At 43.1% G+C, this 25,815-nt stretch carries 20 protein-coding genes; 13 read left to right on the top strand and 7 right to left on the bottom strand.

The features are described from left to right. Positions 1–35: 35 nt before the first annotated feature. From FTV37_RS10165 to FTV37_RS10135, 7 genes are all read left to right on the top strand, one after another. Complete coding sequence (locus tag FTV37_RS10165; protein ID WP_078189789.1) at positions 36–488, top strand: DUF2147 domain-containing protein; 453 nt, start codon at positions 36–38, stop codon at positions 486–488. 284 nt (positions 489–772) lie between these two features. After that, positions 773–1,237: a DUF2147 domain-containing protein gene (locus tag FTV37_RS10160; RefSeq protein ID WP_180063769.1), complete on the top strand. Its 465-nt coding sequence runs from the start codon at positions 773–775 to the stop codon at positions 1,235–1,237. A gap of 188 nt (positions 1,238–1,425) precedes the next feature. After that, positions 1,426–1,890: a DUF2147 domain-containing protein gene (locus FTV37_RS10155; RefSeq protein WP_168377965.1), complete on the top strand. Its 465-nt coding sequence runs from the start codon at positions 1,426–1,428 to the stop codon at positions 1,888–1,890. 141 nt (positions 1,891–2,031) lie between these two features. Then, positions 2,032–2,994 (top strand): DnaJ C-terminal domain-containing protein, encoded by a 963-nt coding sequence (locus FTV37_RS10150; protein ID WP_180063784.1) that lies wholly within the window; start codon positions 2,032–2,034, stop codon positions 2,992–2,994. A gap of 10 nt (positions 2,995–3,004) precedes the next feature. Next, on the top strand, positions 3,005–3,343 hold the full coding sequence (locus FTV37_RS10145) for a chaperone modulator CbpM (RefSeq protein ID WP_078189792.1): 339 nt from the start codon (positions 3,005–3,007) through the stop codon (positions 3,341–3,343). Between the two features lie 81 nt (positions 3,344–3,424). Next, on the top strand, positions 3,425–3,688 hold the full coding sequence (locus tag FTV37_RS10140) for a YdcH family protein (protein ID WP_078192816.1): 264 nt from the start codon (positions 3,425–3,427) through the stop codon (positions 3,686–3,688). Positions 3,689–3,870: 182 nt separating this feature from the next. Then, the gene (locus FTV37_RS10135) at positions 3,871–4,071 is read left to right on the top strand and encodes a hypothetical protein (RefSeq protein WP_180063768.1); all 201 of its coding nucleotides are present in this window, start codon (positions 3,871–3,873) and stop codon (positions 4,069–4,071) included. 94 nt (positions 4,072–4,165) lie between these two features. On the opposite strand, the gene FTV37_RS10130 is transcribed toward FTV37_RS10135, so the two are convergent. From FTV37_RS10130 to FTV37_RS10105, 6 genes are all read right to left on the bottom strand, one after another. Next, positions 4,166–5,434 (bottom strand): magnesium transporter CorA family protein, encoded by a 1,269-nt coding sequence (locus tag FTV37_RS10130; RefSeq protein WP_180063767.1) that lies wholly within the window; start codon positions 5,432–5,434, stop codon positions 4,166–4,168. 138 nt (positions 5,435–5,572) lie between these two features. Continuing rightward, complete coding sequence (gene pnp / locus FTV37_RS10125; RefSeq protein ID WP_171262611.1) at positions 5,573–7,660, bottom strand: polyribonucleotide nucleotidyltransferase; 2,088 nt, start codon at positions 7,658–7,660, stop codon at positions 5,573–5,575. A 273-nt stretch (positions 7,661–7,933) separates the two neighbouring features. Beyond that, positions 7,934–8,203, bottom strand: a complete 270-nt coding sequence (rpsO, locus tag FTV37_RS10120) for a 30S ribosomal protein S15 (RefSeq protein ID WP_005007057.1) — start codon at positions 8,201–8,203, stop codon at positions 7,934–7,936. Positions 8,204–9,071: 868 nt separating this feature from the next. Beyond that, complete coding sequence (recD, locus tag FTV37_RS10115) at positions 9,072–10,859, bottom strand: exodeoxyribonuclease V subunit alpha (protein WP_373683573.1); 1,788 nt, start codon at positions 10,857–10,859, stop codon at positions 9,072–9,074. A gap of 134 nt (positions 10,860–10,993) precedes the next feature. Beyond that, complete coding sequence (locus FTV37_RS10110; RefSeq protein ID WP_180063766.1) at positions 10,994–14,764, bottom strand: UvrD-helicase domain-containing protein; 3,771 nt, start codon at positions 14,762–14,764, stop codon at positions 10,994–10,996. Then, the gene (locus FTV37_RS10105) at positions 14,761–18,546 is read right to left on the bottom strand and encodes an exodeoxyribonuclease V subunit gamma (RefSeq protein ID WP_180063765.1); all 3,786 of its coding nucleotides are present in this window, start codon (positions 18,544–18,546) and stop codon (positions 14,761–14,763) included. The genes FTV37_RS10110 and FTV37_RS10105 overlap by 4 nt, the downstream gene beginning before the upstream one ends. Before the next feature lie 179 nt (positions 18,547–18,725). Here FTV37_RS10105 and FTV37_RS10100 point away from each other — a divergent pair, with 179 nt between their 5' ends. Next, positions 18,726–19,247 (top strand): hypothetical protein, encoded by a 522-nt coding sequence (locus tag FTV37_RS10100; protein ID WP_180024754.1) that lies wholly within the window; start codon positions 18,726–18,728, stop codon positions 19,245–19,247. A 138-nt stretch (positions 19,248–19,385) separates the two neighbouring features. Here the strand turns inward: FTV37_RS10100 and FTV37_RS10095 are convergent, their stop codons facing one another. Further along, a complete protein-coding gene (locus tag FTV37_RS10095; protein ID WP_180007071.1) occupies positions 19,386–20,804 on the bottom strand; it encodes a phosphate--AMP phosphotransferase in 1,419 nt (472 codons plus the stop codon). Between the two features lie 205 nt (positions 20,805–21,009). On the opposite strand from FTV37_RS10095, the gene FTV37_RS10090 reads away from it, so the two are divergent. From FTV37_RS10090 to FTV37_RS10070, 5 genes are all read left to right on the top strand, one after another. Next, complete coding sequence (locus tag FTV37_RS10090; RefSeq protein WP_180026789.1) at positions 21,010–21,723, top strand: hypothetical protein; 714 nt, start codon at positions 21,010–21,012, stop codon at positions 21,721–21,723. A gap of 225 nt (positions 21,724–21,948) precedes the next feature. Continuing rightward, complete coding sequence (ubiE, locus tag FTV37_RS10085; RefSeq protein WP_078189802.1) at positions 21,949–22,893, top strand: bifunctional demethylmenaquinone methyltransferase/2-methoxy-6-polyprenyl-1,4-benzoquinol methylase UbiE; 945 nt, start codon at positions 21,949–21,951, stop codon at positions 22,891–22,893. Between the two features lie 16 nt (positions 22,894–22,909). Continuing rightward, positions 22,910–23,578 carry an SCP2 domain-containing protein gene (locus FTV37_RS10080; protein ID WP_180002881.1) on the top strand — a complete coding sequence of 223 codons (669 nt, stop codon included), beginning with the start codon at positions 22,910–22,912 and terminating at the stop codon, positions 23,576–23,578. Between the two features lie 18 nt (positions 23,579–23,596). Next, positions 23,597–25,216 carry an AarF/ABC1/UbiB kinase family protein gene (locus FTV37_RS10075; protein ID WP_180007065.1) on the top strand — a complete coding sequence of 540 codons (1,620 nt, stop codon included), beginning with the start codon at positions 23,597–23,599 and terminating at the stop codon, positions 25,214–25,216. A gap of 96 nt (positions 25,217–25,312) precedes the next feature. Beyond that, a complete protein-coding gene (locus FTV37_RS10070) occupies positions 25,313–25,720 on the top strand; it encodes a hypothetical protein (protein WP_180026788.1) in 408 nt (135 codons plus the stop codon). Positions 25,721–25,815: the final 95 nt, after the last annotated feature.

The raw sequence follows: 25,815 nt of genomic DNA, 5'->3' as shown, positions 1-25,815 counted from the left end.
TAATAGAAAAATAGTGTAAAAAAACTGGATAAAATATGAAACTCAAAACACTCGCTATTCTTTTAGCCATGTTCTGCTTTGGCCCAATAACAGCACATGCAGCAGACCTCGTCGGGACATGGAAAACCATAGATGACAAAACAGGCTATGCCCGTGCTGAAGTCCAAATCACCAAATTAAAAGACGGCAGCTATAGCGGTAAAATCACCAAAGTACATGCCATCCCTAACCGCCCTGTCACCACGATTTGTGAAAAATGCGAAGGTAAACTCAAAAATGCACCCTTAATTGGTTTACCGATCTTCTCTGGCTTTAAACATAATGCAAAAGAGAATGCCTATACCGATGGCAAGGTGATCGACCCACTTTCAGGCAATACCTATCAAGGTAAAGGGCAATTGAATGCGCGCGGCAATGTCCTGACACTTCGAGGGTATGTCGGGACCACGCTTCTCGGCCGGACGGTATCTTGGATCCGCGTCAACTAAAGTCGCCATTTGGCTTTCATTGGCATGATGAACTCAACTCCAGACGAGTTCATCATGCCGATAATAATCTACTTTGAGATGAATTCCGACTATTTTACTAGTGCGTAGACGTTCAGCATAAACCTTATTTAGCGCCAACAAGATCATGTTTTGGCTCAAAAAATAAATACCATTTCTTAAAATATCACTAGAACATTCATATTATTTCAGGCTACATTAAAACCATAATATTTTTATGCCTTTAATTTTCTGGCATCTGCTTTTTATGTAATGTGGGTAACTGTATGACTGTTAAATTCCTCTTTTCTATCCTGTTCGGTATGTTCTCAATATGCAGTATATCATCTGCTTTGGCAGCGATTGACCCCTTAGTGGGGACATGGAAAACCATTGATGATCGAACAGGTTATTCCCTTGCCGATGTGGTGATTCGTAAAGATAAACATGACCTGTATTCAGCTACTATTATTCAAAGCCGAAGCATCCCCGGAACAGCAAATGTCTCGACGTGCACGCAATGTACCGGTGCTCAGAAAAATAAACCGATGGTCGGTTTAACCACCTTATCCGGCCTAAGCGCTGATCCAGAAAAGCCCAATGAATTTGTGGGTGGTGTAATGCTCGATCCCAAATCTGGCAAGCACTACAATGCACGCGCTCGTTTGATGAATAATGGCAAGCATTTGATCATCAATGGTCGTACTGAAGGCTCTGCAATTGGACGCAATGTCACTTGGGTCAAAAACTAAGCACGAGGCCTTTAAATCATTAAAGGCCTTTTTTAACTTAAAAATTAGAGTAAAAACTCCATATTAAAGCAGCGTTTTAAAAAAATATGCCAAATACATCACAAACTATCACATTGATTTTGTAGGTCTTTATAGATAAATTAGGCAACTTACTCTAAAAACACAATTCTGAATTTTCAGGGGATGAAATGAAAAAAATATATCAACAATTATTTGCCGGAATAGTACTTAGCACTTTGTCAGGATTGTCAATTGCTGCGGAAACCGATCCGCTAGTGGGTAAGTGGAAAACCGTCGATGACCGTACAGGATATTCACGTGCAGACGTTGAAATTCGTAAAAAGGCTGATGGAAGTTATGAAGGCATCATTGTGACTACACGCAATGTCCCTGGCACTGAAAAAATGGGCGTCTGCTCGAACTGCCCAGGTGAATTGAAAAATAAACCTTTTATCGGCTTGCCATTTATTTGGGACTTTAAACAAGATCCAAAAAATCCACGTGAATTCCAAAACGGTAAAGTTCTGGACCCGATTGGTGGAAAAATCTATAAAGGCAAAGCAAGACTTAGTGCTTCAGGAAAACATTTAACTATACGTGGGTATGTTGGTGTATCTGTGATTGGTCGTAGTGTCACTTGGATAAAATATTAATTTTAAATATGTTTTTAAAAGCCTCCTCGTGAGGCTTTTTTATTGTCATGTTTTGAAACAATAAGCTGCAGTTTGCCCCTATGACAGTTTGATGAACCCTTCTATATTGATTAAAACATGATCAATATTTATACAGAGAGTATGCCAGACAATCACTATCAAACTTTAGGGATCGCCCGAGATGCTTCGGCAGATCAAATTAAAAAAGCCTATCGAAAATTGGCGCGTAAATATCACCCTGACGTCAGCAAAGAAGCTGATGCTGAAGCGCGCATGCAAGCGATTAATGTTGCATACGACACCTTGAGTGATGCCGAAAAGAAAAAACAATACGATTTTGAACTCGATCATCCACAAGGATTTTCTGGGTTTAATGCTGGCAACCAAGGTGGTTTTGACCAATCTCAGTTTTATCGCCAATCGACGACTGATGGTCAGCATGCGGACTTTAGTGGATTTGAAGACTTGTTTGGTCGTTTTGGGCAAGGCTTTGGTGGCGGTGACTATCAGTATCAACGTGCAAACCGCCAAACCAAGAGCTTCCGTGGTGAAGACCAACACGCCAGTTTAGAAGTGGATTTAGAAATCGCATTTCATGGTGCAACGCAGAATATCACCTTGCAGATTCCGAGCTTAAATGCCCATGGTGAGCCTGAAGTTCAACGTAAAACCCTACAAGTCAAAATTCCTGCAGGCATGAAATCAGGTCAACAAATTCGACTCTCGGGCCAAGGGCAAGCTGGCTATAACGGTGGAGCTGCTGGTGATTTATACATTGAAATTTTGTATAAACAAACCGAGCAAACCCGTGTAGAAGGTGCTGATATTTTCCAACAACTGAATATCAGTCCTTGGGAAGCAGCATTGGGTCAAAAAATTGCATTTACCAGTCCTGATGGCAAAACATTAGAGCTACAGATTCCTAAAAATGCGCGTACTGGACAGCAGCTACGATTAAAGGACAAAGGGATACCAAACAAAACACCCGGACAGCTTTACCTGGTTTTAAATATAGTGATACCAGCTGCACAAACAGAACAAGAGCAACAAGCTTATGCGGCTTTTGCTCAAGCTTTTCCGTCATTTAATCCACGACAGTCTTAAGGAGAGCACCATGACAACAATTCATTATCGTGAAATTGTCTGTGACGGATGTAAACAGACTGAAATCGTAGACGAAAAAAGTAGTTTTGATCTACAACACTTTGCCTCTGCCTGTGGGCAAAGTCCAGAATGGGTTCTGCAACTACTCGAATACGATATTCTGCCTAGCCGTTCAGAAGACAGGATTCATCAATTTTTTGGCGATGATATATCTCGCGCACGGCGTGCCTATCGGCTTCAACGAGATTTCGATGCCAGTTTTACTGCGGTCGCCATGATGCTCGACCTAATTGATGAAGTCCAACAACTACGTCGCCAAGTGAAACACCAACAGCTTCATTCGCACTAAATGTATTCGTGAACGCTCTGTCCTGCAGGGCGTTTTTCTTTTCTTGTAGAGTTTGTCTTGTAGAGGAAGTGATCGACAACCATGAAAACACGAGATTGCAATAAAAAAGTCAAAAACATGTTTCCTGAGTACCGTGACTTGGTCTCTCAGTTACGTGATGAAAATCCATATTTTGCACGGATCTTTGAAGAACATGATGAGTTGGATCGTGAAATTATTCAATTGGAATTAAATCCTGTCAATCACCATAACACGGATATTGAGACTATTAAGCGTAAGAAATTAAAGCTAAAAGATGAAATTTATCGCTTGCTGAAAAGTAATGAAAATGATGATATCTCTTGAGATATCGACTCGTATAGGGGAATTTTCATGATGCATGTCGTTCGCAGTACAACCCACGAGGCTACGCAATTGAATTACTAAGACCATAAGGATCGGTCAAATCGCGTTGTACTGCAGATTCTTTAAAAAACAAAATGTAAAACAATTACATCATGACAAAGGATTCATCATGCACATGCATCATGTCCTATTGGGTGGCATTACTCAGTTTCAGTAGTCTATTACATGCCAGTGATAAACGAGTATTTGAAAAACCATGGATGACCAAACAGGATATTCACGCGGCGATGTCACCGTCGTTAAAAATGCCGACGGGACGTATAGTGGAACACTCACTGCAATATGCCCATTGCCGTACAAACCCTTGGTCGAAGTGTGCTTAAAACGCAAAGGCAAACTCAAATATGCACCCTTGGTGAGTCTCGAAGTTATCAAAGGATTTAAAGCAGACCCATCCATCAGAGAAGCTAACGCGAACTATTTGAGTTTCGTCAGCTTCTCAATTTCTTTCATGGTTTTAACCGTACCTTTAACTGTGCCCTTCACCGTCTGTTTGATTGGTTCATAATCCATAAACCAAAACAGATTCATGTGTTGATCGCCGTGCTGCTGTGCCAACATATCAATCACGCTTTTTTCACCGCGCCCGACCAAATGCCGTCGATAAAAATAATACAGTAGTAAAATCGTGGTCATCAGCATGATGCCGAGCATGATCCAAAAACCGGTTGGCGATTTGAGTCCCGGAATAAACTCAAAGTTCATACCGTATATACCGGTTAATAAGGTTAATGGTGCGAAAATTGCCGTAATAATCGCCAGAATACGCATATTTTCATTGGTTTGGTTAGCAACGGCTGAAAAATGCAGATCAATGGCGGCCTGCACAGCACTGCGTAATCGTGTGGTGTGTTTTTGAATGCGTTCGATATGACTGGTTAAATCATCTACCCGAACCAGCATGATATCCTGCTTTTCACTGCGCTTTTTGCCTTTCAAATGTGGGTAATTATCTACAACTTCATCACGCAGTTCTTGCAAGGCTTCAATTTGCTCTTCACACAAATTTTCCACTTGCTGAAAAGCCATATTTTCCTGCAGCAGCTGATGCCACTTGGTAAAACGCCGATGCCCTTGTAATAACTCTTGCTGCCAAAACTCGACACGGCGCGTCAAAGGAACACGTAAATCCAAGTATCCATCCACCATATTATTCAGTAAGCGCAATGCCAAATCTAAGGGCGTCATGGCTAATTTTCGTGGTTTATTTTGTTCATCAATCGGACGAGAAATTAAGGTTTCAATCCGCTGGATATAACTTTCAATGGCTTTGTTGCCCTTTTCACGAACCGTAATCAGCACTTGGGGCGTGAGCAAAAAACTGATCGGGGTAGTCGCCAAACCAAAGACCCGCTCATGCTTTTCAAGCGCGTCGGCGCCTGCAACAATTTGGTCATCGGGGGTGACCATTTTTCTAAAAATTAATAAATCGTAATCATCGAGTGTGTCAAAGGCACACGGATGCTCTAGATTTAAAATATCCCACAGATGATATTCATTGACCCGTAGATCACACGCCTGAATAATCTCACGCTGCCATTGCTCAGGGCGGTTGACGACATCTTCACGGGTACAATCAATCCAAATAAACTCAGGCTCAAGTTCAGGATGATGCTCACATTGCACTTGGTCTTGCACATAGATATGCGCGGCTGTTGGATGCTGAAAAAAATAATAGGTTTGCATATCTCATTTATTATTGTGTTTACTTTTTGCATGATGCCATAAAAAAAGCCTTGAGCAAGTCAAAGTTCATACTCTGACTGCACTCAAGGCTTTTTAGAATCCATTCACAGAGCCGAAACCCTGTGAATCAACAAACCATTAAGCTTGTTCGATGTCTTTCATGGTTAATTTGATACGACCGCGGTTGTCGACATCAGCAACTTGTACTTTGATCTCTTGACCTTCAGATAATACGTCTGAAACGTTCGCAATGCGTTCGTTAGAAATTTGAGAGATGTGAAGTAAGCCATCAGTACCTGGAAGGATGTTTACAAACGCACCAAATTCAACGATACGAATCACTTTACCAGTGTAGATTGTACCTGGTTCGATTTCAGCAGTAAGCGCTTGGATTTTCGCAACAGCAGCAGAAGCAGCCGCTTTAGTTTCACCAAATACGCGAACTGTACCGTTATCTTCGATATCGATTGCTGCTTTAGTTTCTTCAGTGATCGCACGAATCGTTGCGCCGCCTTTACCAATCACATCACGGATCTTATCAGGGTTGATGTTGATCACTTGGAATGTAGGCGCGTGCATAGAGATTTCAGGACGAGCGCGTGAAATCACTTGGTTCATTGCATTTAAGATGTGCATACGACCTGCATACGCTTGGTTCAATGCAACTTCCATGATCTCTTCAGTAATACCTTCGATCTTGATGTCCATTTGAAGTGCAGTAATACCGTTTGCAGAACCTGCTACTTTAAAGTCCATGTCGCCAAGGTGGTCTTCGTCACCCAAGATGTCAGAAAGAACTGCGAAACGCTCGCCTTCTTTGACTAGACCCATTGCGATACCCGCAACTGGCGCTTTAAGTGGAACACCTGCGTCCATAAGTGATAGAGAAGCACCACATACAGAAGCCATTGAAGATGAACCGTTAGATTCAGTGATGTCCGATACGATACGGATCACGTACGGGAAGCGGTCAGCTGCTGGAAGTACAGCTTGTACACCACGACGCGCTAAACGACCGTGACCGATTTCACGACGTTTAGGACCAGATTCACGACCAGTTTCACCTACAGAGTATGCAGGGAAGTTGTAGTGCAACATGAAGTTGTCAGTTTTCGTACCCGCTAATGTATCTACCATTAACGCATCACGTGTATTACCCAAAGTTGTTGTTACCAACGCCTGAGTTTCACCACGTGTGAATAATGCAGAACCGTGAGCACGGTCTAACACGCCAACTTGTACGTCAAGCGCACGAACTGTTTTAGTATCACGGCCATCAATACGTGGTTTACCTGACAAGATGTTGTCACGTACTGTACGGTATTTCAGGTCTTCGAATAATTCAGCTAAGTCGTCAGCGATACCGTCAACGTCTTCTTCTGGAACGAATTGAGCAACAGCTTCAGCTTGAAGCGCATCAAGTGCTGCATAACGATCGTGTTTAACAGCGATTGTGTATGCTTCAGAGATTTTCGCTTCAAACGCTTCTTTTAATTTTGCACGAAGGTCTTCGTTTTTCGCAGGTGCAGTCCAAGTAGACTCTGTTGCACCAGCAGCCGCAGCAAATTCTTTAATCGCTTGGATCGCGATTTGCATTTCGTCATGACCGAACAATACAGCGCCAAGCATTTGGTCTTCAGAAAGTTCTTTCGCTTCTGATTCAACCATCAATACTGCAGATTCTGTACCTGCAACCACAAGGTCAAGGTCAGATTCTTTAAGCTGTTCGTGGTTCGGGTTAAGGATGTATTCACCGTTGATTAAACCAACGCGCGCACCACCGATTGGACCACGGAAAGGCGTACCCGCAATTGCAAGTGCAGCAGATGTACCTAACATTGCAGCAATGTCAGCATCCATCGTTTTGTCAGAAGAAATCACAGTCGCAGTCACTTGGATTTCGTTGTAGTAACCTTCTGGGAACAACGGACGGATTGGACGGTCGATTAAGCGTGAAATAAGAGTTTCAGCTTCAGACGCGCGGCCTTCACGTTTACCGTAACCGCCCGGGATACGACCTGCAGCATATTGTTTTTCTTGGTAGTTAACAGTCAATGGGAAGAAGTCTTGACCTGCTTTAGCTGTTGGTTGAGCAACAACGGCAACAAGAACTTGTACACCACCCATAGTGATGATTACAGTGTTCGCTTGACGCGCAACACGACCTGTTTCTAGGACAACTTGATGCTGACCGTATTGGAATTCTTTACGAATAATATTAAACATCGACATGTTTTATTTTTTCCTGATTTTATTCTAGTGGAGACCCCTAAGGTTTGGCATTCACTCAACGCCCCAAACGCTGCAACATAAATGACAAAGCTTAGAAGCCGACCTCACTAGATATTAAAAACATTAATTAAAAATACTAATTTGAGACACAAAGAAGGAGCGAATCAACGCCCCTTCCCCATTATCCAACCAAGGTTGGATAGACTTTAGTTTTCAGTAATACAGCACTAAGCATGCAATAGTCCGAAAATAAAAGTTTAAATCGAATTAACGACGTAAACCTAAAGCAGCAATCAATGCGCTGTAACGAGTAGCGTCTTTACCTTTAAGGTAGTCAAGAAGCTTACGACGTTGGTTAACCATACGGATAAGACCGCGACGGCTATGGTGGTCGTGTTTGTGCTCTTTGAAGTGACCTTGTAAATCATTGATTTGAGCAGTTAAAAGAGCTACTTGAACTTCTGGTGAACCAGTGTCGTTTTCAGCGCGAGCGAATTTTGCAACGATCTCTGCACGATCTGCGTTTGTTAAAGCCATTCGATTTCTCCGAGATGCTTATAAAGTTAACTTTTGATACGAATCAACTGATAAATCAGCTGACTGCCGTGCATCACTACAGCAAGTGCATTATATTAAGGGAAAATCGTCCCAATTGCAAAAAGAGATGGCCGACTTCGTCAGGTTTTCATGACGATAATAGCGCCTTTTTTTTCACATCGATTCCATTATAAATTTTTTATATGTTTCGATACTTTATGCGACACAAAACCGCATATTTCTAACATGTTGAATGCGATGTCATTGAATGAATTTTAAACTGATTTTTTGATATATTTTGCCACTCGATGTTTAGCATGCAAAACTCAAAGTGGAATGATTAAAAAAAAGCCCGAGCTAGGCTCGGGCTTTTTTGCGCTGTAGTTTCTTCTTTTTTAGTTATTGTTTTATTATTTATTGTTTTATGTGGCGCTTTTCCGCGTCCTTATGTCAAACATTCCATGTTTTAACTTGCACTTCCTTATGTGGTAGATTTTGCCACAACGGCTATTAGATAAAAGTCGTATTTTTCGTATCTATATGTAAGCTTTTTCGTACATCAGTTAAGCTCTATTTCTTTTCTGTTACAGCGTATAGGCATTTCTTATTTTCCAGACATAAAAAAGCCCTGTAGTCTCTCCCAAAACTACAAGGCTTAGCGGCTGTAAGTTTCCTATTTCCTTACTTCACTGTAAGTTCGCTGTCTTTTGACGTTATTCTTATACTTTTGCGATTTTACTCAACCATCCGTGTTGAGTTCTTTTTCTGTGAAGTCATCTTCTCAAAAAGCTCTAAAAAGCTCTATGCGCAAATCTCCTGAATCGATGTAAGCCATTTCTTACAAAATACGGTACATTTTGCCTAGGCTTTACAAAGGTAGGTGATTGTTAATTTTTTCTAACAGACCACTAACTCGCGCTGTTCTTTTTATAAGCGCTTTTGCCAATGCATCTTTTGCAACAAGCAAACTCACCACTTTTTTGGCACGAGTGATGGCGGTATAAATCAGCTCTTTACTCATCATTTCGGTAGCATGATTTTCCAAAACTACCGCCGTATGGGTAAATTCAGAACCTTGAGACTTATGTATGGTCAAGACATAGGCGGTTTCTATACTTTTAGGTAACCGTGTTGCCACCACCCATTTATCCAAACTTGGAAAATAAACCTCAAACTGCGACTTTTCCGTCATCGGTCGTTTTAAGCAAATCCCGATATCACCATTTGATAGTCCAAGTTGATAATCGTTATAGGTCATCATGACTGGACGACCGACATACCAATCCCCTTGTTTCAACACACCCAAGGTATTTAAGACCCGAAGTTCAATCTGCTGGTTGAGTTCGTGTAAGCCTAATTTTCCATGTCGAATGGCCGATAGAATCCGATAATCATCAAAATAGCGAATCAATTGGGCTGACCAATTTGCATATTCAGCGGGTTGCTCTGGCCATTGTTTTAACCATGCCACATAGGGCTGAAAACCATACATCAGTTGATCATAATATTTTGCCCAATGTGCCGCACTGTTCGTAGCGTCGGGGAGATATTGCAACTGAATCACATCGCTCATATTCGGTGTCAGTTGAATCGGCTGAAGTTCGGATGCAGATACCACCTGATGTTCGAATTTCGCCAGAACTTCAGTGGTTGTTTGCTGTTGTTCTTGTTGTTGAATAAAACGAGCAAACTCACCAATGGCTGCACCTTGCACAAAACGACGGCTGGTCTGTAAATGGGTGCGGTTGGCTTGTAAGGCATCGACATCCTGAAGATTAGCCAAAACAGCACCAACATCGACCGAAGCCAACTGTTCTGCATCCCCCAATAGAATCAGCTTGCTGTGTTGAGGGATTGCCGCGAATAGCATCTGCGCCAAACTTAAATCCAACATGGAGGCTTCATCGACCACAATGACGTCATAGGGTAAGCGTTGGCGCTCATTAAACCGCGGGATAGCGCGCGTCCCTAAACCCAATAGACGATGCAAAGTTACGGGTTTCAAATGTTTGTGAATAATCGAATAATGCTGCAATGCAGGATCTTTAAACGCTGCTTGTAAGGCTTCTTCCATTCGCTGCGCCGCTTTTCCTGTCGGCGCTGCCATCGCAATTCTTAAATTTGGATTTTGCTCATTCAACACGGCAATAATCCGTGCCAAGGTATAGGTTTTACCTGTCCCAGGCCCACCGGTAATGATATTAAAATTGTGCTGACACACCATGTGCAGTGCTTGGATCTGATGGGGATCGGTCAGTAAATCCTTTTCAATATTAAGCATCTGCGTTTGATTGAGATTTTGCTCTGTTTGCTGTTTTAAACGTGCAACTTGCTTGGCTAAAGCATTTTCTAGTGCCCAATAGCGATAAAGATAAAGTCGCTGTGAATCAAAAATAAAAGGCGCAACAGGTGTTTTTTCAGCTTGCTCATGCTGAACCATCTGAGCCAAACATTGAATCTGCGCATCTTCGGCCAAAATACAACTATCGCCTTTTTCCACGGCTTGCATCAATTGTTGAATTAACTGATTTGCAGCAGGATGACTGGCCTGATTGGGTAAATAATGTTGGATTAAATAGTCAATCCAATCCGGCAAAACCTCATCTAAATCAGCTTTTTCTTGGGTATTTTGGGGAACTAAAACCTGCGTTTCCACAGTATTTTCTTGTCCCGCATGCAAAGGCTGTGCTGACAAGGCTTTTTGATCATTTTCCACACAGTTATCCTCAAACTTATCCACAATGCAACTTATTGTTTCAGCGTGAATATTTTTATCTTTTTCGTGCTTATTCACGTTTTAGCCACAACCTTTTCGCTCAATATTGCATCGAGGTTTTGAATGAATGTATCCGCCGGCTTCCAGTGATATACTCCACGATCGGACTGTCCATCCATACCGCGAAGATATAAATAACTCGCCCCACCCAAATGCTGCGTCATGTCATAGTCTTTCATCACGGCTTTCAAATAACGATGTAGGGCCACCAAATATAAAGCCGCCTGCAACCAGTAACTAGAATGACTCATACTTTCTCGAATATAGGCATGATTATAATGTGCGGTCTGATCGCCTAAGAAATTACTTTTATAATCGGCAATGTGATAACGCTGACCATCATAATATACCAAGTCAATCGACCCCGTCAGATAGCGTGCCGTAAACACATCATTCAAATCTTGTATCTGTAAATCTGGCTCATTTAGGCTTTCAAATAGCATGCGTATTTTACGTATCGCCAATGCACGATCTGCCATACTCAAATGAAAATCCATTTCCGAACGATATTCGCCATCGTTTAACTGATGCAAGCTAAAACCATCATGCAATGGTGTATGAATAATTTGACTGTACCATTCCCGCATTTCTTCAATCAGTTCAGCTTCATCTTGCTCAGGGTTTGCCGTTTGCCCGAACTGTTTCATTAAGTTTTGCAACATTTGCGGCGAATCAAACTCAACATCACTATGAAAACGTGATGCGATGGCTTTGGCCAACTTCTCTTCTGGGGTGCTAAATCGAACTTTTTCCATCAATTTATGCAAGAAACTTCCGGGCTTGGTTCCCTTTGGAAAATGCCGTTTAATCCAGCTTATTTTCTCTGCCGTTTCTGCTTCAACGATTTCAAGCTGTTCAACTTCATCGGCAGCACTGTCTTCCTGTTCGTTCATTGCCGCTGCCAGTTGGTCACGTTGTATATGTGTCTTATGTGCCGTACGCGTGAGCGCGGTAAAACTGGTGGTTTCCCGTGGATAAAAATGGCTGTTGGGAATTTCTTCCGCGTCTAATACAACAGTTTCAACCTGAGTCTGAGTCAAAATTGGTGGTGCTGCACGCAAAACATCAGCATCCACACTTTCTGCATGTTGGAACAGATCAGGTTCGCTTCCACGCCAAAAAGTCAGTCCTGAACGCGCTTCTGCCATTTGTTTCTTTTCTACTTCATGATGACGTAGCACGGCATAGACACGATAACTGGCACGGGTCAACGCCACGTACCACAAGCGATGATGCTCTGCTTCATTGCGCGCATCATTTTGTTGAATATCATCTTCGGGTAAGTCCGAAGACTTCACGGCAATCACACGTTCTAACCCAAGGCTTTTTTGCTGATTGTCTTTAAGGGAAAAATTCAAATTGCCTTTTTCACTTAAGCCTGCATTTGCTCCCAATAAAAATACACAACCAAACTCTAAGCCTTTGGATGCATGAATCGTCATCAGTTGCACCCCCAATTGCCCAGTCAATTTTCGCTCTTGGGTACTTTCATTATTGATGCCTAAATTGATTTGGCGAATAAACCATTGATAAAGCTTATATGCACCTGTGTAATGTTCACTTTGCTGACTTAATAATTCTGCGATATGGCGTAAATTCACCACTGTGCGTTCATTATCTCGACTTTGCCCAGCCACCAAACGCGTCCACACCTGAAAGACCGTCATGCAGCTATTCCACGCGCTGCGGAATCCTTGCTCATTCCAAATTTGTCGAATCTGTTCGAGTTTTTCGATGATGTCGCTGAGTCCATCCGCTTGCTGTTCGAGTGCGACCAGTTGTTTCAGATCAAAACCCAATAAACGGCTCAGCAGCGCACGTTTCACCTTGGCTTCTTGATAGGGATTCAAAATCGCGGTCAGCAAAGCGGCTACATCTTGTGCGACGGAACTTTTATAGACACTGTCCCGAGATGCTTTATAACAAGGAACGCCGAGCTGCAATAAACATTGTTGCACTTGCTCTAAGTCGAAATGGTTTTGCCCCAAGACCGCAATATCGTTTGCTGTCAGTGCTCGCTGGGTATTGTTGTCTTGAAAATATAAATGTCCTTGCTGCGCTTGGTTGAGTAATGACTGAATCTGCCAAGCCACTTGCTCAGCTTCATTCAGCGTTTCATCCAAAGCCAACCAACGCAGCGGTTGTGGATTGACTTGCTCATGATCAATCAGCGGCGGATGCTCACGCTCACCTGCTTGAATTGGGGTGTATTCAACTTGCTCACCAAAGTCCATTTGCCGATGAAACAAGGCATCCACCACTTCAACCAAGTTTTTGACTGAACGATGGTTTTTGTTCAAGGTATAACAACGCCCACCCTTGGCTTGAATATCATGACGCGCTTTACGATAGGTCAGCATGTCACCGCCACGGAACCCATAAATCGCCTGTTTCGGGTCGCCGACCATAATCATACAGCTCTGATGTAAGCGCTCCTTGACCCGCCAAATGCTAGACAGCATGTCATCTTGATCTTGGTTGGTATCTTGAAATTCATCGACTAAAATCAGCGGATATCGTGCTAAAACATGAGCAGCAAAACTGTCTTTCCCTGCGGCTGAGCTTTGCTGTAAGGCTTCCGATAAGGTCCGAATTTGTTGTGAAAAGGTGGTTTCCCCAGCGTGGGACAACACTTGAGGCAAACGCTTTTTGACTTCCTGCGCCAAATAAAAATTCAGGTATTGTTCTGCTTGATTGATATGTTCATAAGCGCTGAGCACCGCTCGGAGTTGTTGAACAAAAGCATGTTGATAAAACGCTTTTGAGACATCAGGCTGCTCTTCAACGACTTTGTCTTTAAAGACACGTGGCTTAAATTCAGTTTTATTCGGATCATAAAACAATGAGCGAATGGCTTTCATTGTCTGTTGTAACACATCGGACTGAGTCAAAACCCCTTGGCTACCCGCTGCTTCAAAGTGCTGTAAAAACTCGGGAATGCGTGTATTAAAGGTAACAAAGAATGCACCTTTATTAAAACGTCGAGCGTCCACCAAGTTTTTATAATGACTTCCTGCATCAAAACACGCTGCAAGCTCTACACGAGCGGCAGGCAGCATTTGCGCAAGCTGATGACACATCGCTTCAAAATGCGCCAAAGCATTTTCGGGTAATTCAGGGACGCGCAAATCCACCGATGGGAAATTTAGACTTTCCTTTACTACACTAAGATAGTATTCAGGACCTTTCAACTGATGATTCAACATCAAATATTCAATCAAATGCGCAGGCTGCTGCTGAATCCAATCTCTTAATAAATCATGAATGATCCGTTCAATATGCAGGTCTTCATCATCACTGATTTGCACCTGTTCAATACGACCACTTTCAAAGGCAAATTCACGTAATAACTTTTGACTAAAGCTGTCTAAAGTTCCGACAAAGAGTTCTTCATATTGTTGTAAGACCACGTTCAGACGATTGTACGCATATTCTAAGTGATGCCCATGATCTTTCAGCACTTGCTGATACAAAGGGTCGCTCAAACTTTGCTGAAGTTCGGCCAACTCATCTTGAGATGCCGCGAGCAGGCCATAAATAAAGTCACGGGTTTCTTCAATCCGCAGTCGTACCCGCGCTTTGAGTTCCGCTGTGGCTTTACGGGTGAAAGTGGTGGCAATGACCTGATTTGGCATATAGCGATCGAGAAAAATCCGCACCATTAGACTGGAAAGCGTATAGGTTTTCCCTGTACCCGCCGAGGCTTCAATCCAGTGCAGTCCGGTAAAGCTCATGTCTGCAATTGGGTTGGTGGACATTTTCATCGTTTGCTGTGGCATATTCATTTTTTCACCTCAGGCTTGATGACATTAAGTTTTTTTAGGCCGTCATCCGCCTCGGTATCCATCACATGATATAAACGTTCTGCATAATAACGACAGGACAATGCCAGAAGTTCATCTGCCGCTTGTTGCTGTAAAATAAAGCTCCAATCACGATGGTGGCTATTGGCTTCATTCGACTCCAACTCCACTCCACCAAAACTATGATTTTTCAGCCATTCCTCTTGAAGCTTTGCAAAATTATCAGGCATGAGTTGGCCTGTTTCATTTTCCACCCAAGTGCATTTTTCTTGGCGAATTAAGGCAGCAGGCAGCACCACAGGACGTTTTTGTGCATGTTTCCACATCGCCACCCATTCACTGAGCTGCAGCTTGGCTTGTGCAGAGCTTAATCCACAACAGACTATGCTTTTATCATTACAAATCACTTCACGACGATACGTCGCGCCCTCATCGCCTAAGTCTAAATAGCTCAACCACAATAGATATTCGAGCCAGGTTTGCGTCTGACGCTTAGGCTTTGCCCCAGACGCCATACAGCTTAACCAATGCATACTCTGAGAGTCTTCAGGCACGGTGATACTCAGTATCAAATGCGGTTCAAGCTGTAAGTTTTGTAAGGTGGTCGCGGTTACACGGCGTCCATCCAAACGCTCTAATAACTGTGCCTGCTCTTGCAAACTGAGCTTCCAAGTCGCTATTTGACTATGTCCCACAGGCAGTACATCTTGGAACAAGGCCATATCCGGTTCAGTTGGAGTCGTAGAGTTCTGATCCTCAGCTTGATGGACACGAGAGGCAGGTTGCACATAATGCTTTTGCAATAAGTCACGGACATGATATTGCTGTAAACGGTCGAGCAATAAAGGCTCTTGCTGTGGTAATTGGTCACCGGTATAGACACTGGCCACGCCAAGCGTTTTCAAATATGCACGAGCTGGAAACACCACATCTTTAATCCATTCCTGACCATCTAATACCCGTACTTCTTGTTCATCATGCACAGGATAATCACGGTTAATCCACGATTGGCGTTGACCAGACTGATCTAAAATATGTTCCGCCACAGCAAACCATTGATCTTTATATCGTAAGTTTTTCGACTGCTGAAAACCCATCGGGTCAAAAGGCTGCAAAGGATAAATATGGTATAGCGGCTCGAGCTGCTGTGGAATGCGTAAGCCATCCAAATCCAGCATGGCATCATGGGGTTGGTTCAATTGCTGCGGCTGAATCATCCGTGCGAGGAACTGGCTAAATTCATATATCACAGAGGATGGCTCCCGACTTTCACCATCATTGACATCAAAGCCATTATAGAAAATCCACAAGGACTGTCGGGCAAATAACAAGGCATCTAGAAATGCACCTTTATCATCTTCCAAACGAGAGCGATCACCCAAAACCGGTTTAAACACATCCATCAAATCAAAAGGCACTTGCTGATCACGACGCGGAAATTTGCCGCTATCCATGTTCATTAACACCACCAATGAAAATGGGACTTGGCGGATTTTCCCCATGTCCGCAAAGGTCACGGATCCTGTCGGTTCGATCTGATCGGCAGAGCTATCGATGCCTTGTTGTATTTCTTTGAGCAGCAAAGATAATGGCAAATTAAAGCTATTGGGGAGCGACTCAACTTTATCACTTTGAGCATTGTGCAGACGTTGCGTCATCGCACGCATTACACTGCGAATGGTTTCAAATGCACGACCACTGGCTTCCACAAAAGGCTTTAAATCTGCATCTAATTGTTGCAACCACACTTTGACAGTCTGTGTGCTGAGATTCGGATTGAGCCAATCTCGACGCGCACTGATATCTCGGTAGATCTGAATTAAAGTTTGCACCAACTCAAAATCACTACTCAACACCCCTGCAAAACTTAACGTGTCCTCAAATACGGCATGTTGTGGAATCGCAATCCCTAAAGCCAAACGGTCTAATGCAAATTTAAAGGTATAACGATAATCTCGGTCTTGCTCGGACAAATAAGCCAACATGTGCTGTTCGTCTAAACCACGACGGAAACCGGCTTGAATCAGCAGTTCCATCATACGTTCCATTTGCACATGGTCGAGCTGATACAGTTCTTGCACCGCATTCAAATTCAGCCAATCATGAAAATCTTCTGCGGTAAAACGACCTTGACTAATTTCAATGCGTCCAACAAAGGCTTGCCATGCATTTTGAATATCTTGACTGACCACCCCTGCAATTTTGACTGGGATATAAGGTAAATCCACAGCACTGCGACCCATGCCTCGAGTCGTCGAAAAGACCGTCCGAATATGCGGTTCCAGTTCTTTTAAGTTTGGCACCAAGACCAAGATATCACTCGGATGGCGTGGCTCTTGTTCCGTGCCATCGGCCAACCAATGCACCAACTGTTCACGTAAAACCTCTAACTGACGCAGGCTAGAATGACAGACATGAAATTGAATCGATTCATCTGCCCCCGCGAGTGCATATTGATGCTGCTCGGGTTCTTCTAAGGTCATGATGTCATATTGAATTTGAGCGAGCAGTGTTGTCGGCTCGGTGTCTGGAAAAATATCTTCCCAGCCTTCGCCACCAGACATATTCACCAATAATGCAAAGTTATCCCGCGCACGTTTACCTAAACGCGTCAGTAATGAATGCTGAGATTCACGAAATTCCGCATTGGTCGTACTCAGATAGGCCTGAATTTGTGCCGTGCTGACATTGGGATTTCGCTCAATATAACGCTGTTGTAATTTCAAGTTATAACGATCTTTCCATACGGGATCGACCATGTCTGCCCAATACTCACGCGATGGGTTGAAATACAACAGATGCACTTCGGTATACGCTGCCAAGCGATATAAAAATTTCAGTTGTGCAGGGGGTAATTCTAAGGTCGTAAAGACGAAAATCTGTTCAGGCAAACCGTTATAGGTTTGGTGACGCTCATCATCATCGCGCTCATCATCCTCAGCATCCAAATCAAATTGCTGCTGCCGATTTTGCTCAGCATGCGCCAAGGCAAACCAAAATTTATTGTCTATTTCCTGACGGTCATTAAAGTCTTTTTGGAATACTTGATGCCACAGCCAACGCTGCCAATGCTCCAGTTGTCGAGCCTGAGTCGGTAGATATTCATCAGCTTGTTCAGGTTTCAGACCTGTAAGTTGCATAATATTTAACGGCTGGTTATAACTCCACGCTTTTAGCCAGTCAGTATCGCAATGTGGACAAACCCAGTGCTCAACACCTTCATCTGGGGTATGAATACAACTGCCACGAAAGGCCATGTAGTTGGTAAAAAGCCGAGTGACTTGAGCAGCGATCCAATACAACATTTCTTGCCGCTTTTGCTCACGTTTTTTTCGATCTGAAAGCTGTGCTGTACTGTCAAAAATACGCTGGACTAAGGGCTGCACATCTGTCGGCATCTGTGCAGCATCAAACTGATCAGCCGCAATAAAACCGGCTAGAGCATTATAAATACGCCACTGCATAATCAATGGCGGCATGTTGATACCTTTAATTCGCTCACGGTCTTGTTTGTTCGGCAAGGCCCAATCGTAGGCTTTCCACTGCAACCCTAAAATTTTACGATGATGCTTAATATTGGCACTAATACTGATTTTTTCAGCAACTTGTTTTTCTAACCATGCTGCAATGGCTTGATCGGGCACCACGATATGCCGTTCTTGCAAGACAGATAATGCATTAGTCGACTGATTTGATTTCAATTTTTTGATTAGACAATCCACCAAAACTTCGATTCTTTGACTCTGAATTACATGTATTGCCATGGATTACCTATACAGCCTGCGTGACCAACTACTACAAAACAACAATGATTATTTACTATACATCTTGGGCTGTCTATGCGACTTTGACAAGAGAATAGATTGCAAAAAATGCTTTTAAACAAGTATCTTAATGATACTTTATGAGAAAAAAACCAATCCAGTATCAAGGGTATCTGCTTATGAAAATTGATAACATTCCTGATTCCATCGACCCTAACTTAAATCTGGACATTATTCGCGCTGAATGCTTAGAACTTGTGAAAAAACGTGCTTATTTTTCAGCAGGTGCAGCCATTATTCCTGTGCCATTTTTGGATGTGGTGATTGACGTCGGAATTTTGTCACAGCTCATTCCAGAAATTAATGCGCGTTTTGGTTTAGCGCCAGATCAAATTAGTGTGTATGACCCGAAAACCAAACAGATTCATTGGACAGAACTGCGTAAACGTGGTGTCGAATTTTCTGGCTTAGTAGTTGCACGAACCGCAATGAAAAAATCGCTGAATAACATTGCAGCAAAATATATTACCAAACAAGTGACCAAATTTATTCCGCTAGGTGGACAATTGGTGGCAGCCAGTTTGGGTTATATCGTGATGAAAAAAGTTGCTGAAACCCATGTGGAAGAAAGCTACCAATTGGCAAAGCGTATTCAACAAAAATTTCCGAACCAACCTGTCCCAACGCCAAACAATGGTTAATGGAGCGATATCTAGCGCATCAACAAGATTTAAAAATCACAGTGATCTAAACCATAGACCTGAAGATTAAGTAAATCTGAAAATGAGCTAGTTTTGAAAATGAAAAAAGCCACGAATATCGTGGCTTTTTTCATGCATTTAATCTGCTTTCAATTGCGCCAAGATCGTCTCTAGCACTTGTAAGCGCGCACTGTGCTTGTCATTGGTGGCGATCACATGCCACGGCGCATATTCTGTATCCGTGCGTTGCAACATATCTGCGGCAGCTTTGAGATAATCATCCCAACGGTCACGATTCCGCCAGTCATCTGGAGTAATTTTAAAACGCTTATGCGCGGTTTCTTCTCGGGCTTTAAACCGTGCAGCTTGCTCATCCTTTCCAATGGCTAACCAGAACTTGATGACAACCGTTTGACTGTCATATAAGTCCTTTTCAAAACGGTTGATTTCATCATAGGCTCTCTGCCATTCAACCGTATTGGCAAAGCCTTCAATTCTCTCAACCAAAACGCGACCATACCAACTGCGGTCAAAAATCGTGATCTTTTCTTCAGGGAGAATTTTATTCCAAAAGCGCCATAAATATGGACGGCGTAGCTCATATTTTTCGGGTGCTGCAATGGTATGAATTTCATATTCGCGTGGGTCCAACTTTTTGACGATGCGTTTAATTGCCCCGCCCTTTCCTGCGGCATCCATTCCTTCAAAGACGATCACCACATTGCGTGAATCAAAACGTAAAGCTTCAGCCACCTTGCGGCTTAATTTTTTTAATTCTTTTTTATAATCAGCCTCATCAGCCACGACAGTGCTGGGTTCCAATAACGCCTGTGGTGTTTTGGCTTGTTTCCAGCGCCCCACCGCTTTGGTTTCATGTGCTGGACAATGTTTTAAAGTGCGTAAAATATGCTGTGCAAATTGTTGATCACGGACTTGCTCATCTTCACAGTCGATGATGACCCAGTCATGACTAAAACGCTGACGTAAACGTTGTAGGTTGTCATATTGTTTTTTATTGCGCCAATCTAAACCATGCAATTTATGCCAACGCGCTTCACTCGGGTCCATTTCATCCAAGCGCTTTTGTAAGGATTTCCAAGATAAATCGAACCAGACCTTAATCACATCGACATGATTATTTTTTAGGTCTTGTTCATAGGCTCGCATGTTCTCGACATATTCATCAAATAAGGTTTCATCCAAAGGCTTCGACACATGCATGGCGGTACTGAGCAAATCACTGTACCAGTTTCCAAACATCACCATGATTTGCCCTTCGGCAGGAATAAACCGTGCATAAGACTGCCAAAACGTTTGTTTTTGATTAAACATGATCGGGGCATCCGCTTTCACCCTTAAGTAGCGTGGATCGACCCATTCGCGGAGCTGTTTGACAGCCTCTCCCTTACCCGCAAGCTCGATTCCACTCACTAAAATCAACATGCTTTTGGCATTGGGCTGACGGCTGGTATTTTTCAGTTGATACTGCGCTTCAATCAGCTCAACCGAGAGTTGTTCTTCATCCATCAATTGAAATTCTGTTTCTTTTAAGCTCATGGCGGACCCTTGGTTTTATTCTGTTTTGAGTATAACCATGCCGTTCATCACACAACAATGCTTTCATGTATGTGCTGAAATGCAAAATATGACCGTTTCTGCAACAAACTGACTCAGATTGACCTGTAATTTCGTCACTTTGTCATAGCCCTAAGCTCCAACACCCACTAAGATTCAAACATCTAAAAAATAATTGAGACACTCAATGTCCAAACTTGCGGTATTAGATGATTTACTTGAACTGTATTACCAGTTGAATTACCACAAAAAGCCAGAAATTTTACAGCGTTTACAAGATGTCCAACAGTGGCAAAAACAGCGCATGCAACGTACGCATGCTGTGCAATTTGCTGAAAAACACAATGTACTGATGTCTGAATATTTTATTAACCGTTTATATGGCGGTCCTGATTTTGATGCATTAGCTGCACAAATTGCACGTCTCACCCGCTATGCGCATAAAGCAGAAAAACTAATTCCAGACAATGCCATTAAGACCGGCACTTCGGGCGTACAACTTGCGATATTGGCCGTACAGCTTGACGAACAAGTGGCCATTCAATTACTGGAAGATTATCCAAATAATCCAACCCTGACCGATGAAATGATGCGCCAGACCTATCTCAAGCTCGATCAGGGCAAAGACCGCATGTTGCAACTGCAACTGTTAGACGATTTAGGTCGTAATTTAGATAAATATATGCGCTCGTTTATGGTCTATACCGCCTTTAAAATGTGTAAGGGCGCAGCAAACAAATACAACTTCGAAGTGATGTACGACTTTATGCAAGATGGCTTCTTGGCGATGAAACCGCTCAAGTCAGCAGAAAAATTTGTCCGCGAATTTACCGCTGTAGAACGCCAAATCGTTGACCGTGTACATGCCGGTGACCCGAACCCGTTTCAGCCTGCGGCTTAACAAAACTCACATCCCACAAAGCCCATGTTTGATATAAAACAAACTGGGCTTGCAAGACTGAATTCAGATTTTTTATAGGGGATTTGCAAAGCAATTACAGCAGACCCTTATTTTTTCTGTATATTATTCACAACAAATGCAAATGACTGCTGTATAACAACAGAGAATCTGTCATCATGCTTGCAAAGCAACATTAACCCTATTTATAAGTTAGGAGTGACTCTAATGTCTAACGAGAATCAAACGCCTGCCCCTACACCTGAGTCGGCACAAAATACAGACAAAGTGAGTCCATTCTTAACTGAGCCTTTACCACAAGGGACAGCGCAAGGTCAGCAACAATCTTTAGAACAACGTCTGACCGACACACCTGTGACAGGTTCAGTACCCAAATATAATCTGCCACGTGGCGCGAATACTGGTAACGTTGGGGCAACCACGCACTTTGGTTATCAAACCGTGAGCAGCGAAGATAAAGCACAAAAAGTAGCGGAAGTTTTCCACTCAGTGGCTGCAAAATACGACATCATGAATGACTTAATGTCATTTGGTATTCACCGTCTATGGAAACGTTTTGCCATTAACATGTCTGGTGTACGTCGCGGTCAGCACGTCCTAGATATTGCAGGCGGTACTGGTGACCTTGCCAAAGTATTTAGCCGTGAAGTTGGCCCGACAGGTCATGTGGTGCTTTCAGACATTAATGAATCGATGCTCAATGTCGGTCGTGACCGCCTCATTGATGCTGGTTGTACCAATGTCGATTTCGTTTTGGCCAATGCTGAAACTTTAGAACCTTTTGCAGACAACAGTTTTGACCTATTGACCATTTCATTTGGTCTACGCAACGTGACTGACAAAGATGCTGCACTAGCTGCCATGTACCGCGTACTTAAGCCAGGTGGTCGTTTACTGATTTTAGAATTCTCTAAACCGGTATTTGAACCTTTCTCAAAACTGTATGACTTGTACTCATTCACTGCATTACCGATCATGGGTAAAATCGTAGCGAATGACTCTGAAAGCTATAAATACCTTGCAGAATCAATTCGTATGCACCCAGACCAACGTACTCTTAAAGGTATGATGGAAAATGCGGGCTTCCAAAACTGTGATTACCACAACTTAACGGGTGGTATCGTGGCTGTACACCGTGGTTTCAAACTTTAATACTGCAGGCTGAACTATGTGGTCGATTCTCGCACTTGGTGCAGTTGAACGCTTAATTCATCATGTCATTGATTTGGATGCGATTACCCGCATCCAACTGAATGAATTGCAAGGCAAAATGCTTCGTGTGGTGATCGACTCACCACAGTTGTCGGTGGATGTGTTTTTTGACGATCAGAAAGTTCGCTTAGAACCGACGCCAACAGGACATACTGAAACCGCATCCATCTTTGAGCAACGCCCTTTCGAGCAGCAGTCAAACATAACTGAAGCAACGGCGACCTTACATGTCAAAACGGTCGTCGAGCTCCTCAAACTGCTGTTGGCTGAAGATGTCGGCAATATTCCATTGCAAGGTGATTATCACTTATTGCAGGATATCCAGCGCATTATGCAGCAAGCTGAGCCTGATTTAGCTTCGCATCTAAGCCCTTGGATTGGTCCAAGCCTTGCGCATGAAATTGGTAAGTTACAACTTGCACCCAAACATCTCAAACGTACTTTACAAAGCCATTTGTTCTTTGCTGAAGACGCGTTAAAAGAAGATTCAGGCTTGCTTGCCCCACGCTGGCAAATGGATGACCTGAATCAAGACACCCGAATTTTGAATCAAAATCTGGACCGTGCAGAAGCAAAAATTCAGCAGCTGCACAGCCAAATTGACTCATTACAAGACAACACTTAAGACTAGGTAATTGCATATATGATTCCGCACGTTTCACGTTTACTCGACCTTTGGCGCATTGCTGCGCACTATAGACTCGACACGTTGTTTCCTGCGGAAGAATTACCGGAAAAAGCCCGTCATATTATTTCCCTCATTCGTATACATCCTGCAGCACGTTTAAGCAAAGAACGTAAAAATCCACTGAAGCTAAAACAAGCTTTAGAAGATATGGGACCTTTGGCCATTAAACTCGGTCAATTACTGTCTACCCGTCGTGACTTGATTCCACCTGAAGTTTTACAGCAATTGGTGCTTTTACAAGACCGTGTAAAACCTTTTTCAAATGACGTTGCCAAAATGCGCATTCAGGAATCACTCAAAGCCGATGTTAATACCTTATTTGCACGCTTTGACGAGCAACCTTTAGCCGCAGCATCTATCGCACAAGTGCATACTGCTGCACTGCATGATGGTCGCGAAGTCGTAGTGAAAGTGGCTCGCCCGAATATTCGCAATCAAATTCTGCATGATTTTGAAATATTAGAGTGGCTTGGTCAGTTCCTTGAAAAACGCCTAGAAGCCGCTCGTGCCCTGCATCTATCTGAAATTATTCAAGACTACCGTCAAATTATTCTCAATGAATTGGATTTGACTTTAGAAGCGGATAACACGCGTCGTATGCGTCATTACTTCACCGGTTCAAGCATGATGTACGTGCCTGAAGTCTATATGGACAGCCGTGATGTCATGGTCGAAGAGCGTATTACGGGTGTACCAATTTCAGATATTGCGACCTTTGATCGCTTGGGCATGGATCGTAAAGATTTAGCCGAAAAAGGGCTCACCATTTTCTTTACCCAAGTGTTCCGCGACAACTTCTTCCATGCAGACATGCATCCGGGGAATGTCTTCGTCGAAACCATTAATCCAAGCAATCCACGCTTTATTGCCTTGGACTGCGCGATTATGGGTGAGCTTTCAAAGCACGACCAAATGACCGTAGCACGCATGCTGCTTGCGGTTATGAACAGCGACTTTATGCAACTGATTCAAATCGTGCATCAAGCGGGTTGGATTCCACCGGGTACAGATCAAGATGCCTTAGCACGTGAAATGCGTCGTACCGTTGGCCCAATGGTCTCTAAACCAATGCATGAATTGGACTTCGCCGGCATCCTGATTCAAGTGATGGATATTGCGCGTCGTTTCCATTTAGAGATTCCGCCACAACTGATGTTGCTGCTCAAGACCTTGGTCCATGTTGAAGGTTTAGGAACTGATCTCTATCCTGAATTGGATATTTGGAGTTTGGCAAAACCAATCCTCACCGATTGGATTAAAGCGCAAATGAATCCGCAGAAAAACTTAAAAGAACTCGGGCAAAAAATTCCAGACTTACTTTTAGGTGCGCAAGATTTACCAACGCTGATGATCGACAGCCTGAATGGTTTAAAAAATCAGTCGGCTTGGCATGCCAAACAACTGAATGAACTGCAAAGCATGCGCCTGCAAATGGAACATCAGCAAAAACGTAGTTGGGTTTTTGGCAGTATTATGGCCATCTTCCTCTCCATCGCGATAATTGCGCCATGGTATGTTTCCATCGTATTAATTGCACTTTCAAGCTTACTTGCCATTTGGCGTGTGTTTAAATGATCTTGATGTATCCATAGCTCCTTTAAGCCTTTTGACAATAAAAGGCTTAAAGCCATAAAAACAAAAAATTCAAAAATTTAAATAAGGCTGAACGCCATGTCATACAGTTATTTAGGGGTACTGTATGGTCGAAACCCTCTCCGAGCATGTGCAACGGCCTTGCTGTATAGTTTTTCGACCCTGCTCGATGTGTTGGTTCAATTAAATATGCACATGCCTTTTCTAAACTGGCAACCGACAGCCAACACCACCCTGTATCGGATGCAGCATAGCGCTACATTTTGGTGGATCATTCTCTTTAATGCACTTCCCTGTTTATTCCTACTTTGTTTGCCACAGCAAAAGCTGATGGCGGGGTTAAATTATTGGTTATTAGCTGGGGCCGTGATTTTTATCATTAACCTATTTGCTTGGGCGGTCTTTCCAATGGCGACATGGGCAATCGTCTGCCTCAGTTTGTTTCAATTGCATCGGCATAACGAACAACTATTACAGCATTCCTGAGAGACGCCTTGATATGACTGAGAAGTCATTTGTCGTAAGTTTCAGCCATTGGGTCTGTGCAAAAACACACTAGAATAATTCTACGACTGTATTTT

It is taken from the genome of Acinetobacter sp. YH16042 (assembly GCF_013417245.1).
GTDB classification, from domain to species: Bacteria; Pseudomonadota; Gammaproteobacteria; order Pseudomonadales; family Moraxellaceae; genus Acinetobacter; species Acinetobacter amyesii.
The sequence above is the reverse complement of the archived record's forward strand: the minus strand, read 5'-3'. Positions and strand labels throughout refer to the sequence as shown.